This window comes from Streptomyces sp. NPDC005017, from assembly GCF_042873115.1.
GTDB lineage: Bacteria > Actinomycetota > Actinomycetes > Streptomycetales > Streptomycetaceae > Streptomyces.
In genome coordinates this window covers 43,987-61,907 of record NZ_JBIALD010000005.1, presented here as the reverse complement: position 1 = coordinate 61,907, position 17,921 = coordinate 43,987, and the positions used below count along the sequence as shown (strand labels likewise).

Here is a 17,921-nt window from a genome sequence, read left to right as displayed (position 1 = left end):
AATGGAGGTGTTTGCCCAGTTCAGCGCAGTCCGGGAAGGCCAGATATGACTCCAGGGGAGGAACGGGACGACACCCGCGTTCTCGCGGTCGTCATGCACACGGCCTTCTTCGTGCTGCTGGCCGCGTCCCTGGCCCGCTATCTCGCCCGGCACGCCGACGAACCCCGCACCCCCTGGGTCATCGCCCTGTCCGTGCTGCTCGCGGCGCTCTACCTGCTCGGCCCGGCGCTCGGCACCCGGCTCACCGCCCGCCGGCTGGTCTGGCTCGGCGCGGTCGTGGCCGCCTGGGCGGTCCTCGTCGTCCTCGCCCCCAGCTTCGCCTGGAGCGCGGTCCCGCTGTTCTACACCGGACTGCGCACCCTGCCGCCGCGCGCCGCGGTGACCCTGGTCGCGCTGCTCACGGCCCTGACCGTGGCCGCCCAGCTGAAACTCGCGGGCTGGGCCGACCCGAACGTCCTGCTCGCGCCGCCCGCCGTGGCCGCCGTCGCCACCGCCGTCTTCGTCGTGATGGAACGGCAGACCGCCCGGCAGCGCGACCTCATCGACGACCTCGTCCGCACCCGCCGCGAACTCGCCGCCACCGAACGCCGCGAGGGCACCCTCGCCGAACGCGAGCGGCTCGCCCGGGAGATCCACGACACCCTCGCCCAGGGGCTGTCCAGCCAGCGCATGCTGCTCCAGGCGGCCGACCGGGTCTGGGACAGCGCCCCGGACACCGCGCGTGGCCATGTCCGCACGGCCGCCTCGATCGCCGAGAGCAACCTCGCCGAGGCCCGCCGTTTCGTGCACGACCTCACCCCGGCCGACCTCGCCGACGCGGGCAGCCTGCCCGAGGCGCTGCGCGCGGTCGCCGAGCGGGAGAGCGGGGCCGGGCTGACCGTACGCGTGCACACCGAGGGCCAGGAGCCCGCGCTCCCGGCGCCCGTCGCGTCGGCGCTGCTGCGGATCGCCCAGGGCGCCCTGGCCAACGTCCGCGAGCACGCGCACGCCACCGCCGCCACGCTCACCCTGACCTGCCTGGACGACCAGATCGTGCTGGACGTCGCCGACGACGGCAGCGGCTTCGACACCGGCGCGGCCGCCGCCGAGCCGTCCACCGCCCGCGGCTACGGCCTGCCCGCCATCCGCGCCCGGCTGCGCCAGCTCGGCGGCACGCTCACCGTGGAGTCCGCCCCCGGCGAGGGCACCGTCCTGTCCGCCGCGATCCCCCTGGAGCCGAAATGACCCGCATCCTCGTCTGTGACGACCACGTCGTGGTCCGCGCGGGGCTGCTCGCCCTGCTCGCCAGCGCCCCGGACATCGAGGTCGTCGGCGAGGCGGGCAGCGGCGAGGAGGCGATCGCCCTGACCCGCAAGCTCGCCCCGGACGTCGTGCTGATGGACCTTCAGCTGGGCCCCGGCATCGACGGCGTGGAGACCACCCGCCGGATCGTCGCCGCCCGCACCGGCGACAGCCCGCACGTCCTCGTCCTGACCACGTACGACACCGACGCCGACATCACGCGTGCCATCGAGGCGGGGGCGACGGGTTATCTGCTGAAGGCCGAACGCCCCGAGGAACTGTTCGCCGCCATCCACGCCGCCGCCGAGGGCCGCACCGCGCTGTCCGCACCGGTCGCCGGCCGGGTCATGGCCCAGATGCGCAGCCCCCGCCCCACCCTGACGCCCCGCGAGCGCGACATCCTGACCCACCTCGCCCAGGGCCTGCCCAACCGTGAGATCGCCCGGGCCCTCTTCATCAGCGAGGCCACCGTCAAGACGCACCTGCGCCGCATCTATGACAAGCTCGGCGTCGACACCCGCGCGGCGGCCGTGTCGGTGGCGAAGGAGCAGCGGCTGGTGCCGTAGGGCGATGCGGGGCGGCACGGGGAGGCGCGGCGCGAGGTGCCGTCAGAGGACGGCGATCCCGAGCGGCCGGCTGCCCGCGGGAAGCCGCCGCGGCCGGCCCGAGGCCAGGTCCACGACCGTGATGCCGTCCCAGTACCCGTCCCGGGTGAACCCGCCGGTGACATAGGCGGTCCGGCCGTCCCGGGACACCGCGACCTCCTCGTGCGGGCCCTGGAGCGGGTGCACGCGCTCCCGTCCGTCGGGCGTACGCACCGTCAGGGACGGCCCCCCGTCGGCCGCCGGGTCGATCGGCCCGGTGCCCACCACGAGCAGCGTCCCGCCGGACGTGACGGCGACTCCGTGCTGATGGGTGTTCGCCGTCATCGGCTCGACCCGGACGCGTCCCGTGCGCGGGTCGACCACGGCCAGCCGCTCCCCCTCGAACGGCAGCAGCAGCCGCCCGTCCGAGGGCCGTACGGCGGCGTAGTGCGGCTTGAGCCAGGAGCCGAGCCCGCCCTCGGTGCCGTACGGCGCGACCTCGATACGGCGCGGACGGCCGCGGGCCGGGACCACGGTGACGTCGAAGGAGTCGTGGCCGGTGACGTACACCTCGGAGCCGTCGGCGGAGACGTCCACGTCGAAGGGCCGCCGTCCGACCGGAACGGTCCGCACGACCTCGCGGGCGGCGGTGTCGACGACCTCCAGGACGCCGTTGTCGCCGGGGACGTTCACCCCGACGTAGGCGTACCGCCCGTCGGGCGCCAGCGCGAGGCCCATGCCGCCGCCCCGGTACTCGCCGTACGCGGGCGGCCCCAGCCGGGAGGGTGGGGTGCGGTACGGGACGAGGGCGAGCCGGCGGCGGGTGCGGGTGTCGATCACGGCCACGCCCTCGGCGGCCGCGGCCCAGGCCCTGCCGTCCGCGCCGACCGCGAGCCCGTAGGGCGCGGTACCGGCCTCGACGGAGCCGACGGGACCCCGGGCCGGATCGACGAAGGTGACGGTGTCCGCGCCGAAGTCGGTGACGAGCAGCAGTTCGCCGGAAGGCGCGGCGGACGGTGTGGACGGAGCGGACGGTGTGGACGGAGCGGGCGTACGGCTTTCCGTCCGGGCCGGGGACGGCGTACGGCCCCGCTGCTCGCTCCCCGCCGGTGTGCAGGCGGAGGCGGCGGCGACGCCGAGGGCGGCGAGGAACGCGCGGCGCTTCACGACGCGCGCCGCAGCAGGGCGGCGATCTCGGTGAAGCCCCGCCGCTCGGCGTGCTCCAGGGGCGTGACACCGTCGCCGTCGGGCAGACCCGGGGTGGCTCCCGCGGCCAGCAGCAGCTCGACGATCTGCTGATGGGCCCGGCCGCCGTCGCCGAGGACGACCGCCTCCAGCAGGGCGGTCCAGCCGAGCCGGTTGACGTGGTCGACGTCGATGCCGGTCTCGTCCAGCACGGCCCGGACGTAGGCGACATGGCCGCGTTCGGCGGCGGGGATGAGGCAGACGCCGCCGTAGCGGTTGTGCAGGGTCAGGTCGGGGCCGTGGGGCAGCAGCAGCCGCATCATGGCGACGCTGCCGGTGACGCCGGTGACCAGCCAGGGGGTGTCCTGCCGGTCGTCCTGCGCGTTCGGGTCGGCGCCGGCGTCGAGCAGCGGCCGGGCGGTGTCCACATGGTCGGCGAGGGCGGCGAGCAGCAGCGGGGTGCGGCCGTGCCCGTCCCGGACGTCCACGGCCGCCCCGGCCTCCAGGGCGAGCCGCACTCCGGCGGTGTCGCCGAGCCCGGCGGCCTGGAGCAGTTCATGGTCGAAGGCGGTCACGGCGCTCCTCCTGGATGCCCTGCGGGCGCGTCCCGGCAGTACGGCTCTGATCATCGTCGTCCTCCGCACGCGGAGCCGGGCCCACCGAGGAGGCGGGCCCGGCCACGGGTCACCTGGCGAGCGAGGCGGCGCCGGCCTGGGCGTACTTCTCGTCCAGGTCGCCGGACGGGGCGCCCGCGACACCGATGCCCGCGACCGGGGCGCCCTTGGCGGTGACGGGCGCGCCGCCGCCGAGGAACAGGGTGCCGGGGATGTCCTTCAGGTTCGGCGCCTGCTCCAGGCGCTCGGCCAGCTCGGAGGTGGGGGCGTTCCAGGAGACGGCGGTGAACGCCTTGCGCTCGGCGGACTCGTAGGACTGCGGGCCGGCGCCGTCGCCGCGCAGGGTGACGATCGTGTTGCCGTTGCGGTCGACGACGGCGACCGAGACGCGCTGGCCCTCCTTCTCTGCGGCGTCCAGCGCGGCCTGCGCGGCCTCGGTGGCGGCGTCGACCGTCAGGTGGGTGGAGGCGGTGGTGTTGCTCTGCGCGGCGGCGACCGGCGCGGCGGACTTCGGGGCGTCGGCGGCGTTGGCCGCGACCGTGCCGAAGGTGCCCGCGGCGAGGGCCGCGACCACGGCACCGCCGCCGAGAACGCGGGCGCGGGTGGACAGGTGCTTCTTACGAACGTGCTGCATGGCGGGGGAGCCCTTCCTCTGTGCCTCGTGCCTGACACGGCCGTCGGCGGTCCGTTCGCTCGGCCTGTCGTCGGCCTCGCCTTGCCTCGATCCTCGGCCCGCCAAGGGCTCCGGCCGGTCGACGGAGAGGCTCGGCACGGGACACGGAACGGATGACGAAGAGGTCGTCCGTTCGGATGAGGAAGGGACGGTGACCTGCGTGAACGCCCAGGGCCAGAGACCCCGCCTCTGACTCTCGCCTCCGCGCGCGACAGGGCCGGAGGCCTCATCGCCGACTGCCGCTTCCGCGCGACACCAGCCGTCGACTGCCGCTTCCGCGCGACACCAGCCGTCGACTGCCGCTTCCGCGCGACACCAGCCGCGGCTGTCGCTTCCGCGCGCGACAGGGCCGGACGCCCCCACCGCCGACTGCCGCTTCCCCGCGACACCGAGGGACACGTCCTCGCCTCACCGGCTGGCCAGCCGCACAACGTCGAAGGGCCCCACCGAGAACGGTGGGGCCCTTCGACATCGTGCCCGGTGAGGCACTGGCGGAGGATACGAGATTCGAACTCGTGAGGGGTTGCCCCCAACACGCTTTCCAAGCGTGCGCCCTAGGCCTCTAGGCGAATCCTCCGCTGGGAACATTACATGACCCGGAGGTGTGCTCGCGAACTCGTTCCCGCTGGCCGCGATCGGGTACTGTGGGCGCAGCCCCTCACGCGGCGCTATCTGACTGAACTCCCCCAGGGCCGGAAGGCAGCAAGGGTAGGTCGGCTCTGGCGGGTGCGTGGGGGGCGTCTGCGTTCCCGGTCCCAGCCGGCTCCGGGGCGGTCCTTCGTGGGGCTTCCTGGTCCTTCGCGGTCCTTCGGTGGGCGAGCCCACCGGCTTCCCGGCTCCGCCCGGCATCCGCCGCCGCTCCCGCGCCCCGGCCGCGCCGCCGCCGCTGCTCCCGCTCCCGCCGGGCGGTCCGCTCTGTCAGTGGGCGCCTATAACCTCGTAGGCGTGTCGTCTCTCGCGCTGTACCGCCGCTATCGCCCGGAGTCGTTCGCCGAGGTCATCGGGCAGGAGCATGTCACCGACCCGTTGCAGCAGGCGCTGCGGAACAACCGGGTCAATCACGCGTACCTGTTCAGCGGTCCGCGCGGTTGCGGCAAGACGACCAGCGCGCGCATCCTCGCCCGCTGTCTGAACTGCGAGCAGGGTCCCACGCCGACGCCCTGCGGCGAGTGCCACTCCTGCCGCGACCTCGCGCGAAACGGCCCCGGCTCGATCGACGTCATCGAGATCGACGCGGCCTCCCACGGTGGCGTGGACGACGCCCGTGACCTGCGGGAGAAGGCCTTCTTCGGGCCCGCCCGCAGCCGCTACAAGATCTACATCATCGACGAGGCCCACATGGTCACGTCGGCCGGTTTCAACGCGCTTCTGAAGGTCGTCGAGGAGCCCCCGGAGCATCTCAAGTTCATCTTCGCCACGACGGAGCCCGAGAAGGTCATCGGGACCATCCGCTCGCGGACCCACCACTACCCCTTCCGGCTCGTGCCGCCGGGCACCCTGCGGGAGTACCTCGGCGAGGTGTGCCGGAAGGAGGACATCCCCGTCGCGGACGGGGTGCTGCCGCTGGTCGTGCGCTCCGGCGCCGGTTCCGTGCGTGACTCGATGTCCGTCATGGACCAGCTCCTCGCGGGCGCGGGGGAGCAGGGTGTGACGTACGCCATGGCCACCTCCCTCCTCGGGTACACCGACGGCTCCCTGCTCGACTCCGTCGTCGAGGCCTTCGCCACGGGTGACGGCGCCGCCGCGTTCGAGGTCGTCGACCGCATCATCGAGGGCGGCAACGACCCGCGCCGCTTCGTCGCCGACCTGCTGGAGCGGCTGCGTGACCTGGTCATCCTGGCGGCCGTTCCCGACGCCGCCGACAAGGGGCTCATCGACGCCCCGGCCGATGTCATCGAGCGGATGCTGGCCCAGGCGGGCACCTTCGGCGCCGCCGAGCTCAGCCGCGCCGCCGACCTGGTCAACGAGGGCCTGACCGAGATGCGCGGCGCCACCTCGCCGCGTCTCCAGCTGGAGCTCATCTGCGCGCGCGTGATGCTCCCCGCCGCCTACGGCGACGAGCGCTCCGTCATGGCCCGCCTCGACCGTATCGAGCGCGGCGTCAGCTTCTCCGCGGGCGTCCCCGCGGGGATGCCCGCGATGGGATACGCCCCCGGCCCCGGGGCGCACGGTTCCGAGGCACCGCAGGGTGCCCCCGCCGTCCCGCCCTCCGCCGTCCCGCCCTCCGCCGTCCCGCCCGGCGGTGGAGCCGCCGCGGCTCGCGCTGCCGTTCGCGGGGCGGCCGGACCGGGCGCTCCCGCCCCGGCGGCTCCCGCGGCCCCGACGGCTCCCGTGGCACCCGCCCCGGCTCCCACGCCCACCGCCCCGGCCTCCGCTCCCGCACCCGCCGCCGAGTACGGCGATCCCGGCGCTGGCCGGCCAGCGCCCGCTGCTCTACCCGCCCCCGAGCAGCCCCAGCCCGCCCCGGCCGCAGCCCCCGGCGCCTGGCCCACGGCCGCGCCCGCGGGCGGCGGCCGACGCCCGGGCGGCTGGCCCACCGCGACCACCCCCGGCGGTGCCTCCCGGCCCGCCGCCGCGGCCCAGGCCCCGGCCCCCGCTCCCTCGGCCCCCGCCCAGGCCTCGCCCGCCCCGGCGGCCGGGTACGCGCACGTCCCCGGCGGCCTCGACCCCCGCGCGCTGTGGCCGAACATCCTGGAGGCGGTGAAGGACAAGCGCCGCTTCACCTGGGCCCTGCTGAACACCCCGAACGCGCATGTGGCGGGCTTCGACGGCACCACTCTCCAGATCGGTTTCATCAACGCGGGCGCCATGGACCGCTTCGTGGGGAGCGGCAGCGAGGACGACCTGAAGGCCGTACTGGCCGAGCGCTTCAACGTCCACTGGAAGATCGACGCGGTCGTCGACACCTCCGGCGGCTCCGCGCCCCCGCAGACGGGCGGCTTCTCCGGCTACGGCGCACCCGCCCCCGCAGCCCCCGGCGGATACGGCGGCGGCCTCGCCGTGCAGCGGCCCGCGCACGCCCCGCCCATGGACCGGCCGGGCCCCGCACCCGCCCCCGCCCAGGCCGCTCCCACTCCCGCCGCCCCGCCGCCGCCCGCTCCGGAGCCCACGCCCGTCCACGTCGCCCCCGAGGACGACATCCCCGAGGACGACGACCCCGACCTCGACGAGTCGGCCCTCTCGGGACAGGAGCTGATCGTGCGCGAGCTGGGCGCGACGGTGATGGAGGAGTTCCAGAACGACCAGTAGTCCAGCGGCCGCTGGTCCTCCGGCCACCAGCTGGTCCTCCCGCCACCAGTCCTCCGGCCACGGCGGACCGCACCCGGCGGCGCACAGAACCCACCTTTTCGGAGGAACCCACAACCACCCCGCCCCCGCCCCCTCGGCGGCCCGCACAAAAGCTCAACCCCGCCTCCGGTTAGGCTGACCCCCGTGAAGGTCCTCGTCATCGGCAGCGGCGCCCGCGAACACGCCCTGTGCCGCTCACTGTCCCTCGACCCCGCCGTCACGGCGCTGCACTGCGCCCCCGGCAACGCCGGCATCGCCGAGGTCGCCGAGCTGCACCAGGTCGACGCCCTGGACGGCACGGCCGTCGCGGCGCTGGCCACCGGGCTCGGCGCCGAACTGGTCGTGGTCGGCCCGGAGGCGCCCCTGGTCGCCGGTGTCGCCGACGCCGTGCGCGAGGCGGGCATCCCGGTCTTCGGCCCCTCCAAGGAAGCCGCCCAGCTGGAAGGCTCCAAGGCGTTCGCCAAGGACGTCATGGCCGCGGCGGGCGTACCCACGGCCCGGTCGTACGTCTGTACGAACGCGGAGGAGGTCGAGGAGGCCCTCGACGCCTTCGGCGCTCCCTACGTCGTGAAGGACGACGGCCTCGCCGCCGGCAAGGGCGTCGTCGTCACCTTCGACCTCGAAGAGGCCAAGGCGCACGCGGCCGGCTGCGACCGCGTGGTCATCGAGGAGTTCCTGGACGGCCCCGAGGTCTCCCTCTTCGCCATCACCGACGGCGAGACGGTCGTCCCCCTCCAGCCCGCGCAGGACTTCAAGCGCGCGCTGGACAACGACGAGGGCCCCAACACCGGCGGCATGGGCGCCTACTCCCCGCTGCCGTGGGCCGACCCGAAGCTGGTCGAGGAGGTACTGGAGACGGTTCTCCAGCCGACCGTCGACGAGCTGCGCCGCCGCGGCACCCCGTTCTCCGGCCTGCTGTACGCGGGTCTGGCGATCACCTCGCGCGGTGTGCGGGTCATCGAGTTCAACGCCCGCTTCGGCGACCCCGAGACCCAGGTCGTGCTGGCCCGTCTGAGGACGCCGCTTGCCGGTGTCCTGCTGGGCGCGGCCAACGGCACCCTCGTCGACCTGGAGCCGTTGCGCTGGAGCGAGGAGGCGGCCGTCACCGTCGTCGTCGCCTCGCACAACTACCCCGGCACCCCGCGCACCGGCGACCCCATCACCGGTCTGGACGAGGTCGCGGCCCAGGACGCCCCGCACGCCTACGTGCTGCACGCGGGCACCCGCCAGGACGGCGACGCCGTCGTCAGCGCGGGCGGCAGGGTGCTGTCGGTGACCGCCGTCGGCGCCGATCTCACCGAGGCCCGCGAGCGCGCCTACCGGGCCGTCGCCCGCGTCGTGCTCGACGGCTCCCAGCACCGTACGGACATCGCGGCCAAGGCCGCCGCCGGGGCGTGAACGAGGTACTCCGCCCGCGCCTATGAACCCTCCAGGCCCCGGATCCGTCTCAGGAACCGGGGCCTGATCCTTGCCCTCCGTCATCCACCTTTCCCCAAAGCCATTCCATCGAGTGACCGATCCCCTATCTGCCTGACCGGGGGCCCGGGGCCCAACTATGGTGCGGCGCAAGCGTTCCGGCACTTGGCCCACCGGCATTGCGATGTCAGTGACGGGTGCCACAGTGGGGGAGTGAGCAACGCCAGGAAAGCACCAGCGCGGCAGCGAGGGGGTGTGGTCCGGTCGTGACCGGGATGGGTGTGGAGGCAGGAGCGCAGGCCGCTCGGGCGCGAGCCCTGGCCGTGCTGCGTGTGCGCGGCAGGGCGCTGGCGGTGGCCCTGCTGCCCGCCGCGGCTGCGGTGATCCTGCTGGCGGGCGGTGCCACGGACCATTTCGTGGGACCCGTCTGGGACACCGCCCGCTGGGTGACCGTGGTCGTCGCGGCGGTGGTGCTGCTCGTGGCAGGGGCCATCGCCCTGGTGGTCGCCCGCGCCCGGCCCGCCCTCAGCCCGACGGTCCCGATCGCCGAGGGCGCGGCGCCCGATCTGTACCGCCTGGTCCGTGAACTGGCCGACCGCCTCGACGTCCCCGCGCCCTCCGCGATAGCGCTCACCCCGGACTGCGACAGCTGGCTCGAGGACCGCACCCACCCGGCGCACGGCCCGCCCGCGCCGACCGGCCGCGACGAGATAGCGGGCCGCCCCGTGCGCCGCACCCCCGCCGCACCCGTGCTGGTCATCGGCTCCCCGTTCCTGTGGTGGATGCGCGTGGGCGAACTGCGCGCCGTCCTCGCCCCGGTGGTCGCCGGTACGGGACCGTCGGCGCACCCCGACATAGCCGCCGCGCGGCGTTTCGTCCGCGGCCTGGACGCCGCGGTGGCGGTCGCCGCGGCCCCGGCCCGCCTCCCCCTGGTACGCGCCCCGAGGGCGGCGGTCGGCTGGGTGGCCCGGCTGATGCTGCGGGGCTGCCGGGAGCACGCGGTGCTGATGGAGCGCGCGGTGGCGTCCGCCGCGGCGGAACGCGCACAGGCCGTGGACTACGGCCTCAGGATCGTCGCCCAGGAGCAGGTCGGCCTCGCCTACGCGGGCTGGGACCGGCTGCTGACCCGCGTCGCGCTGCCCGCCTGGCGCATGGGCCGCTGGCCCTCCCGGCTGGACGCGGGCGTGGTGGCCGCCCTCACCGAGCTCTCCCGCCGGGACCGTCTGGCCGAGGGCTTCGCCTCACGGCTGGGCGAACGCCCCGCGTGCGATCTGCTGGAGGAACCCGGTCTGATCGACGAGGCCGCCTCCCTGCTCGCCGCCCGTCTCTTCCACGGCGGCCCCGCCGAACCGGGCCCCGCCTGGTCCCCCGTCGAGTGGCAGGACTACCCGGACGAGGTCGTGGACCGCAAATGGCGCACCGACGCCGCCCGCCTCCACCGAGTCCTGGACACCCTCGGAGTCCGCCAGGCCGGCCCGCACGCCGAAGGCCCGACCCTGGCCCGGGTCCTGGACCACCTGACGACCGGACAGCAGAGCACCGCCGAGGCCGGCCACGACCCCGACTTGTCACGGACCGCCGCCGACGGCGAGCCCGCGAACGCCCAGCCCGCGAACCCCCAAGCCCCGATCGGCGAAGCCACAGAGCCCGACACCGACGAAGACACCTACCGGCCGCCCCGCGACAACCCCCGCTGCACAGCCCTCGCGAACGGCATCACCACCGAGCTCGCCCGCGAGGAGGCCGAGGCCCACCCCTCGACCGGCGCCTCCGCCCTGGGCGGGTCCAGCGACGCGGCCCTGTGGGACGACGCCCTCCCGCTCTTCCCGCTCCAGCCTCCCCGCACCCCGAGAGAACTCCTCGCCGACCACATCACGGCCATGGTCTGCTGCGCGGCGATGGACACGGCCGGTGCCACCCCCGGCCTGGACTGGCTGGACGGCCCCTCTCTCCTGCTCGACGGCGAACGCGCGTCCGACCTGGCCCCCAAGGTGCTCACCCTGCTGGAGGACGGCGACCCCGCGCCCCTGCGCACCTGGCTGACCGAGGTGGGCATACGCCCGGAGAAACCGGTACGCCTCGTCTGACCGCCCGGCCCCCGGTGGACCCCCGCCGAAGCCGTCGAGCCACCACCCCCCCCAGGCCAGGTCCCGAGCCGACCCCGCCCAACCCGCCGAGCCCACTCCCAGCGAATCCCGGGGCGGACCCCCACCCCCGTCCCAGGCCACCCCACCGCCCCCACCCGCCCGGAGCGCATACTTCCACTTTCGGTCAATCAGAGACGAACAGTGACGGGATCCGTGCGCAATGTGATGTGCTGGGATCCGACGCGCACATGGCAATCGCACACGACATAGGCCAGCCGCGCCCGCACGGGGAACCACCCACCGCACCCGCACCACGCCGCCGCACGACACCTCGAACAACAGCCGACGCGCCGACACACCCGGGGTCCGAGGGAGGGGAGCCACCATGGCATCGGAGCACATCCGCCGCTGGGAGTCGGGAGCACTCGCCCACGCCGTGACGGACCCCTTCGGCCAGGGCCCGGTCCCCTGGCTGCGGGGCAGCGAGACCTACTTCGACGACACCGGCCAGGTCGTCCCCTGGTACGTGGACACGGCCCCCGGCCACACCCCCCGCGAGGGCGCCCCCCGCATCCCGGCTCCGCGCAACAGCCCCGGCCCGCCCGGCGCCCCCCGCTCCGCCGACGACGTCCACCGCCAGATCAAGGGCTTCACCTCCCGCGGCGCGGTCGCCCCCGGTGAGGCACTGGACTTCCACGTCACCGTCGACCCGCCCCAGGAGTTCGGCGTCGACGTCTACCGCATCGGCCACTACGGCGGCGACGGCGCCGCCAAGATCACCACCAGCCCCCGGCTGTCGGGCATCGTCCAGCCCCCGCCGCTCACCGCCGACCGCACGGTCTCCTGCCACCACTGGTGGCTGTCCTGGCGCCTCCAGGTCCCCTCGCACTGGAGCAACGGCGCGTATGTCGCGGTCCTCACCACCGCCGACGGCTACCGCTCCCACATCCCCTTCACCGTCCGTGACAGCCACCCGGCCGACCTGCTGCTGCTCCTGCCCGACATCACCTGGCAGGCGTACAACCTCTATCCGGAGGACGGCCGCACCGGCGCCAGCCTGTACCACGCCTGGGACGAGGCGGGCCGGCTGCTCGGCGAGTCCGACGCCGCCACGACCGTCTCCTTCGACCGCCCCTACGCGGGCGCGGGCCTGCCCCTGCACGTCGGCCACGCCTACGACTTCATCCGCTGGGCCGAGCGCTACGGCTACGACCTCGCCTACGCCGACGCCCGCGACCTGCACGCCGGCCGAGTCGACCCCACCCGCTACCGGGGCCTGGTGTTCCCCGGCCACGACGAGTACTGGTCGGTCCCGATGCGCCGCACGGTCGAACTGGCCCGCGACACCGGTACCTCACTGGTCTTCCTGTCCGCCAACACCATGTACTGGCAGGTCGAGCTGGGCCCCTCCCCGTCCGGCGTCCCCGACCGCCTGCTCACCTGCCGCAAACGCAAAGGGCCGGGCAAGTCCTGGCTGTGGCGGGAAATCGGCCGTCCCGAGCAGCAGGTCGCGGGCATCCAGTACGCCGGCCGCGTCCCCGAGCCCCACCCGATGATCGTCCGCAACGCCGGCCACTGGCTGTGGGAGGCCACCGGCGCACACGAGGGCGACGAGATCGAAGGCCTGGTCGCGGGCGAGGCGGACCGCTACTTCCCGCGCACCCCACTGCCCGAGCACGACGAACGCGTCCTGCTCGCCCACTCCCCCTACGCCGACAGCGAGGGCGTCCGACGACATCAGGAGACCAGCCTGTACCGGGCGCCCTCGGGAGCCTGGGTGTTCGCGTCCGGAACGTTCGCCTGGTCCCCGTCCCTGGACCGGCCGGGCCACGTCGACACCCGTGTGCAGCGCGCCACCGCCAACCTCCTCGACCGCATCTGCAAACACGACTGACCCGAAGCCGCAAACGCGACCGACGGGACCGCCCCCACCGACCCCGTGTCCACGGCCCGTCTCCCGATACGGGAGAATCGAGCCAGTTGGACAGAACCACGGGGAGGAACCGTGTCCGGATTCGTCGAAAAGCCCGAGCCGATCCAGGTGCCCGGCCTGGTGCATCTGCACACCGGCAAGGTGCGCGACCTGTACCGGAACGAGGCCGGCGACCTCGTGATGGTCGCCAGCGACCGCATCTCCGCCTACGACTGGGTGCTGCCCACCGAGATCCCCGACAAGGGCCGGGTCCTCACCCAGCTGTCCCTGTGGTGGTTCGACCAGCTCGCCGACCTGGCGCCCAACCATGTGCTGAGCACCGAGCTGCCCGCCGGCGCCCCCGCCGACTGGGCCGGCCGCACCCTGATCTGCAAGTCCCTCGCGATGGTCCCCGTGGAGTGCGTGGCCCGCGGCTACCTCACCGGCTCCGGCCTCGTCGAGTACGACGCCACCCGCACGGTGTGCGGCCTCGCCCTCCCCGAGGGCCTGGTCGACGGCTCCGAGCTGCCCGCCCCGATCTTCACCCCCGCCACCAAGGCCGAGGTCGGCGAGCACGACGAGAACGTCTCCTACGAGGAGGTCGCCCGCCAGGTCGGCGCCGAGACCGCCGCCCTGCTGCGCCGGACGACCCTCGACGTCTACGGCCGCGCCCGCGACATCGCCCGCGAGCGGGGCATCGTCCTCGCGGACACCAAGTTCGAGTTCGGCTTCGACGGCGACACCCTCGTCCTCGCCGACGAGGTCCTCACCCCCGACTCCTCACGCTTCTGGCCGGCCGACCAGTGGCAGCCGGGCCGCGCGCAGCCGTCGTACGACAAGCAGTTCGTGCGCGACTGGCTGACCTCGGCGGAGTCCGGCTGGGACCGCAGGAGCGAGCAGCCCCCGCCCGCGCTGCCGGAGCAGGCCGTCGAGGCGACCCGCGCCAAGTACATCGAGGCGTACGAGCGGCTGACGGGCACGAGCTGGTCCTGAGCCGGACGGCCCCCGGGCGACCGGGGGCCAACTCCCCGCCGCACACGAAGAAACCCCCGCACACGAAGAAACCCCCCGGCACAGGCCGGGGGGTTTCTTCACAGAGAGCGGACGACGAGGCTCGAACTCGCGACCTCAACCTTGGCAAGGTTGCGCTCTACCAACTGAGCTACGTCCGCAGTGCGCCGTGGCGCGAGAGCAACTATACCCAACCTCGCTCGCGTGCGAGACGCACTGCCGCATGACGGTTCTCCGCGCCCAGTTTCGTGACGGCGGAGGAGAGGTAGTTGCGGACCGTCCCCTGGGACAGCGCGGCCCGCTCGGCGATCTCCGCCACGGACGCGCCGTCCGCCGCCAGTTCCAGCACCTCGGCCTCCCGCACGGTCAGCGGCGAGTCCCCGGCGGCGATCGCGTCGGCCGCCAACTCCGGGTCCACATAGCGGTTTCCCGCGTGCACCGTGCGGATGATCTCGGCGAGCCGCTGCGCGCTGACCGTCTTCGGTACAAATCCGCGCACTCCCGCCGCGAGCGCCCGCTTCAGATGTCCCGGACGTCCATGACTGGTCACGATCAGCACCTTGCAGCCGGGCAGTTCGGCCCGCAGGGATGTGGCGACCTTCACACCGTCGGCGCCCGGCATCTGGAGATCCAGCACCGCCACGTCCGGGGTGTGCGCCCGGGCCATCGCCAGCGCCTCGGGCCCCGTCGCGGCCTCGGCGACGACCGAGAGGTCCTCCTCCAGCGACAACAGCGCCGCCAGGGCGCCCCGGATGAGGTGCTCGTCGTCGGCGAGCAGCAGCCGCACCGCGTCCGTCACGCCAGGACCTCGCTCACACCGGAAGCCGCCAGCGGCACCTGCGCCACCACTCTGAACTCCCCCTTCCCGACCGGTCCGGCCTCCAACGTCCCGTCCACCGCGGCCAGCCGCTCCCGCAGCCCGGCCAGCCCCGAGCCGCCGTGCCCCGGCACGGGTCCGTCCGCCCCGCCGCCCACTCCGTCGTTTCGCACCGTCAGCACCACCCGTCCCTCGGCCAACCGCAGCCCCACCACACACCGCCCGGCGTCCCCGTGCCGCAGCACATTGGTGGTCGCCTCCCGGACGACCCAGCCGAGCGCCGACTGCACCTCGCCCGGCAGCCCGTCTGCCTCCCCGGTCACCTCGCAGTCGATCCCGGCGGCCGTCAGCACGCCCTTCGCCCCGGCCAGTTCGACCCCGAGGTCGGCCTCCCGGTAGCCGCGTACGACATCGCGCACCTCACGTTGCGACTCCTGCGCGATCCGCTGCACCTCGACCATCTGCTCGAGGGCCTCCGGCCGCTCCCGGCGCGCCAACTGCACGGCCAGCTCGCTCTTGAGGGCGATCACGGCGAGGTTGCGGCCCAGCACGTCGTGCAGATCCCGGCCGAACCGCAGCCGCTCCTCGGCCACGGCGAGCCGGGCCCGGGTCTCGCGGCCGGCGTCGAGTTCGTAGACGGCGTCGAGCAGCCAGACCGAGAACATGGCGGTGAAGGCGAAGAACCCGCTGCCGAGCAGCACCACCAGCATGGTGACCAGCGTGGCTGTCGCGGACAGTCCCAGCAGCGCGGCCACGGCCCCCGCGCCCCCGGCGAAGCCGCCGATGACGGCGGGCACCCGTCTGCGGTCGCCCACGCCCAGCGCGATCGTCCCGGCCCCGAAGGCGGTCACGCCTCCGAACACCGCGCCCGCAGCCGCCTCGACGTCCTCGCCGCCGGGACCGTACTCCGAGAGCGCGAGCGCTGCCGTGGCGATCGCCGCGCTCACGGCGGCCATCGCCCACAGCGTGCGCACCGGCTGCTCCCGCCGCCCCCGCGTCCAGTCCAGGGCCCGCGACGCGGTCACCATCATCAGCGCCGCGTGCACACACACCGCGAGCAGCAGCCACACCCCGATAGGCGACCCGGCCTGCCCCAGCGCCGCCACCCCGATCGCCGCGACCTCGGTCACCCCGAAGAAGTGGAACGACCACCGCGTGTACGTCTCGACCTTCGCCGGCGTGCTCTTCCCCCGCCACCAGCCCCCTGGCCTGCGCATACGTACTCCCCCTAGCGCCGAGGCTCCCAGCGGAACCATCGCCGTACAGCAAACACCGCGCCCGCCGTCCAGGCCAGCGCGACCGCGCACGCGGTCAGTGTCTCGGCCGCCGACAGGTCGCCCGACCAGCCGCCGCGTATCAGTGTGATCACCGGGCTCAGCGGCAGCAGGGAGAACGCCGTGGCCAGCCGGTCGGGCATCAGCTCCAGCGGAACCGTGATCCCGGAACCGATCATCGACACGAGCACCAGCGGCAGAGCGGTGGCCTGCGCGCTCTCCACCGTCCGGGTGAAGCTCGCGGTGAAGGCGGCCAGCGCCGCGCACACCACCAGTCCCGCGAGCAGCCCCAGCACGGCCAGCGGGACCGCTTCCGGAGCGGGCACGTCCAGCAGCACCGTGCACCCGGCCACCAGCACCAGCGACTGGAGCAGCCCGGTCACGACGGCCGGCAGCGAGGCCCCGGAAAGGATCTCCGCGTCCCTCAGCTCACCGGTCCGAAGCCGCTTCAGCACCAGTTCCTCGCGCCGCCCCACGAACACGGCGACCAGCGCCGAGTACACCGCGAACAGCAGCGAGAACCCGATCGCCCCCGGCAGCAGCACGAGCCCCACACTGAGCCCGTTCTCCGCGAGGTCCATGTCCTCGACCACCGACCGCACACTGAACGGCAGCACCAGCGGGACGACCAGCGCCCCGATCAGCATGCCCCGGCTGCGCCCGAACAGCGTCAGCTCGGCCCGCCCCAGCGCCGCGATCCGCCCCGCGGCCGTCGTCGGCCGACGGCCCTCCACCACCGCGCCGCTCATGCGGTGACCTCCGTCCGCTCCGAACGCTCCGACTCCCGCGCGATCCCCAGGAACGCCTCCTCCAGCGAGGCGGCCCGTACATCCAGCCCGCGCAGCTCGACCCCGGCGCCCTCCGCCCACACCAGCAGCCGGGTCGCCGCCCGTTGGAGCTCGTGGGTGCGCAGCCGTACGACGCCCGCCTCCACCACGTGCCCGGAGACGCCCAGTTCGGCCAGGGGCGGCAGGTCGCCCGGGAACCAGCCCTCGGGCAGCCGGAAGGAGATCTGCGACGGCTGGGCCGCGGTCACCTCGGCCGGTGTCCCCGCGGCGGCGATCCGCCCCCGGTGCAGGATCGCCAGCCGGTCGGCGAGATCCTCGGCCTCCTCCAGGTAGTGCGTGGTCAGCAGCACGGTCGTGCCCGCGTCGCGCAGCGCCCGCACCAGCTCCCAGGTCTCCCGGCGCCCCTCCGCGTCCAGCCCGGTCGTCGGCTCGTCGAGGAACAGCACCTCGGGATCGCCCAGCAGCGCCAACGCCAGGTCCAGGCGTCTGCGCTCGCCGCCCGACAGCTGCTTGACCCGTACGCCCGTCCGGCGCGACAGGCCGACCCGCTCCAGCACCTCGCCGGGCGGCCGGGCCCCGGACACGCACCCCGCCCACATCCGCGCGGTCTCCGCGACGGTCAGCTCCGACGGGAAGCCGCCCTCCTGGAGCATCACGCCCGTCCGGGGCCGCACCGCGGCCCGCTCGGCGTAGGGGTCGCGGCCGAAGACCCGCACCCGGCCCCCACTGGGCCGGGCCAGTCCTTCCAGCAGCTCGACGGTGGAGGTCTTGCCCGCCCCGTTCGTGCCCAGCAGGGCGAAGATCTCGCCGTGTCCCACCTGGAACGTGATCCCGCGGACCGCTTCGAACCCGCCCCCGTACGCACGCCGCAGATCGGTGACCTCGATCACGTGCTCTGTCGTGTTCATGGATTCAGCTTCGCGGCGGACCGGCGGCGTCAGCAGTGCGCGCTGTCATCACTCCGCATGACAAATGTCAGAGGCAGCCAGGG

The 17,921-nt window shown here is 74.2% G+C and carries 14 protein-coding genes, 2 tRNA genes and 1 other RNA gene; 8 read left to right on the top strand and 9 right to left on the bottom strand.

Annotation, left to right across the window (positions count from 1 at the left end):
• Nucleotides 1-45: 45 nt before the first annotated feature.
• Nucleotides 46-1,224, top strand: a complete 1,179-nt coding sequence (locus tag ACFYR0_RS09520; RefSeq protein ID WP_389323913.1) for a sensor histidine kinase — start codon at nucleotides 46-48, stop codon at nucleotides 1,222-1,224.
• Nucleotides 1,221-1,847, top strand: a complete 627-nt coding sequence (locus ACFYR0_RS09515; RefSeq protein WP_386385087.1) for a response regulator — start codon at nucleotides 1,221-1,223, stop codon at nucleotides 1,845-1,847. The genes ACFYR0_RS09520 and ACFYR0_RS09515 overlap by 4 nt, the downstream gene beginning before the upstream one ends.
• A gap of 42 nt (nucleotides 1,848-1,889) precedes the next feature.
• Here the strand turns inward: ACFYR0_RS09515 and ACFYR0_RS09510 are convergent, their stop codons facing one another.
• The 4 genes from ACFYR0_RS09510 to ACFYR0_RS09495 all read right to left on the bottom strand — a co-directional run bounded on the left by ACFYR0_RS09510 (nucleotide 1,890) and on the right by ACFYR0_RS09495 (nucleotide 4,914).
• Complete coding sequence (locus ACFYR0_RS09510) at nucleotides 1,890-3,032, bottom strand: YncE family protein (protein ID WP_389323909.1); 1,143 nt, start codon at nucleotides 3,030-3,032, stop codon at nucleotides 1,890-1,892.
• Nucleotides 3,029-3,625 carry an ankyrin repeat domain-containing protein gene (locus ACFYR0_RS09505; RefSeq protein ID WP_389323906.1) on the bottom strand — a complete coding sequence of 199 codons (597 nt, stop codon included), beginning with the start codon at nucleotides 3,623-3,625 and terminating at the stop codon, nucleotides 3,029-3,031. The genes ACFYR0_RS09510 and ACFYR0_RS09505 overlap by 4 nt, the downstream gene beginning before the upstream one ends.
• A gap of 109 nt (nucleotides 3,626-3,734) precedes the next feature.
• Nucleotides 3,735-4,298, bottom strand: a complete 564-nt coding sequence (locus tag ACFYR0_RS09500) for a heme-binding protein (RefSeq protein ID WP_389323903.1) — start codon at nucleotides 4,296-4,298, stop codon at nucleotides 3,735-3,737.
• Between the two features lie 528 nt (nucleotides 4,299-4,826).
• Nucleotides 4,827-4,914, bottom strand: a tRNA-Ser gene (locus tag ACFYR0_RS09495).
• A 72-nt stretch (nucleotides 4,915-4,986) separates the two neighbouring features.
• Between ACFYR0_RS09495 and ffs the strand changes: the two genes are divergently transcribed.
• The 6 genes from ffs (at nucleotide 4,987) to ACFYR0_RS09465 (ending at nucleotide 14,033) form a co-directional block, all read left to right on the top strand.
• Nucleotides 4,987-5,083, top strand: an RNA gene (ffs, locus tag ACFYR0_RS09490) — signal recognition particle sRNA small type.
• A gap of 199 nt (nucleotides 5,084-5,282) precedes the next feature.
• Nucleotides 5,283-7,586: a DNA polymerase III subunit gamma and tau gene (locus ACFYR0_RS09485; RefSeq protein ID WP_389323901.1), complete on the top strand. Its 2,304-nt coding sequence runs from the start codon at nucleotides 5,283-5,285 to the stop codon at nucleotides 7,584-7,586.
• A gap of 183 nt (nucleotides 7,587-7,769) precedes the next feature.
• On the top strand, nucleotides 7,770-9,023 hold the full coding sequence (gene purD, locus ACFYR0_RS09480; protein ID WP_389323899.1) for a phosphoribosylamine--glycine ligase: 1,254 nt from the start codon (nucleotides 7,770-7,772) through the stop codon (nucleotides 9,021-9,023).
• A 293-nt stretch (nucleotides 9,024-9,316) separates the two neighbouring features.
• The gene (locus ACFYR0_RS09475) at nucleotides 9,317-11,128 is read left to right on the top strand and encodes a hypothetical protein (protein WP_389324613.1); all 1,812 of its coding nucleotides are present in this window, start codon (nucleotides 9,317-9,319) and stop codon (nucleotides 11,126-11,128) included.
• A gap of 385 nt (nucleotides 11,129-11,513) precedes the next feature.
• Nucleotides 11,514-13,022 carry a N,N-dimethylformamidase beta subunit family domain-containing protein gene (locus tag ACFYR0_RS09470; RefSeq protein WP_389323897.1) on the top strand — a complete coding sequence of 503 codons (1,509 nt, stop codon included), beginning with the start codon at nucleotides 11,514-11,516 and terminating at the stop codon, nucleotides 13,020-13,022.
• A gap of 111 nt (nucleotides 13,023-13,133) precedes the next feature.
• Nucleotides 13,134-14,033 carry a phosphoribosylaminoimidazolesuccinocarboxamide synthase gene (locus ACFYR0_RS09465; RefSeq protein WP_389323894.1) on the top strand — a complete coding sequence of 300 codons (900 nt, stop codon included), beginning with the start codon at nucleotides 13,134-13,136 and terminating at the stop codon, nucleotides 14,031-14,033.
• A 106-nt stretch (nucleotides 14,034-14,139) separates the two neighbouring features.
• Here ACFYR0_RS09465 and ACFYR0_RS09460 read toward each other — a convergent pair.
• The 5 genes from ACFYR0_RS09460 to ACFYR0_RS09440 form a co-directional block, all read right to left on the bottom strand.
• Nucleotides 14,140-14,212: transfer RNA gene (locus tag ACFYR0_RS09460), tRNA-Gly, on the bottom strand.
• A gap of 23 nt (nucleotides 14,213-14,235) precedes the next feature.
• Nucleotides 14,236-14,850 carry a response regulator gene (locus ACFYR0_RS09455; protein WP_386384655.1) on the bottom strand — a complete coding sequence of 205 codons (615 nt, stop codon included), beginning with the start codon at nucleotides 14,848-14,850 and terminating at the stop codon, nucleotides 14,236-14,238.
• Complete coding sequence (locus ACFYR0_RS09450) at nucleotides 14,847-16,085, bottom strand: sensor histidine kinase (RefSeq protein WP_389323890.1); 1,239 nt, start codon at nucleotides 16,083-16,085, stop codon at nucleotides 14,847-14,849. Before ACFYR0_RS09450 ends, ACFYR0_RS09455 begins: the two co-directional genes overlap by 4 nt.
• An 11-nt stretch (nucleotides 16,086-16,096) precedes the next feature.
• A complete protein-coding gene (locus ACFYR0_RS09445; RefSeq protein WP_389323887.1) occupies nucleotides 16,097-16,891 on the bottom strand; it encodes an ABC transporter permease in 795 nt (264 codons plus the stop codon).
• Nucleotides 16,888-17,838, bottom strand: a complete 951-nt coding sequence (locus tag ACFYR0_RS09440) for an ABC transporter ATP-binding protein (RefSeq protein ID WP_389323884.1) — start codon at nucleotides 17,836-17,838, stop codon at nucleotides 16,888-16,890. The genes ACFYR0_RS09445 and ACFYR0_RS09440 overlap by 4 nt, the downstream gene beginning before the upstream one ends.
• Nucleotides 17,839-17,921: the final 83 nt, after the last annotated feature.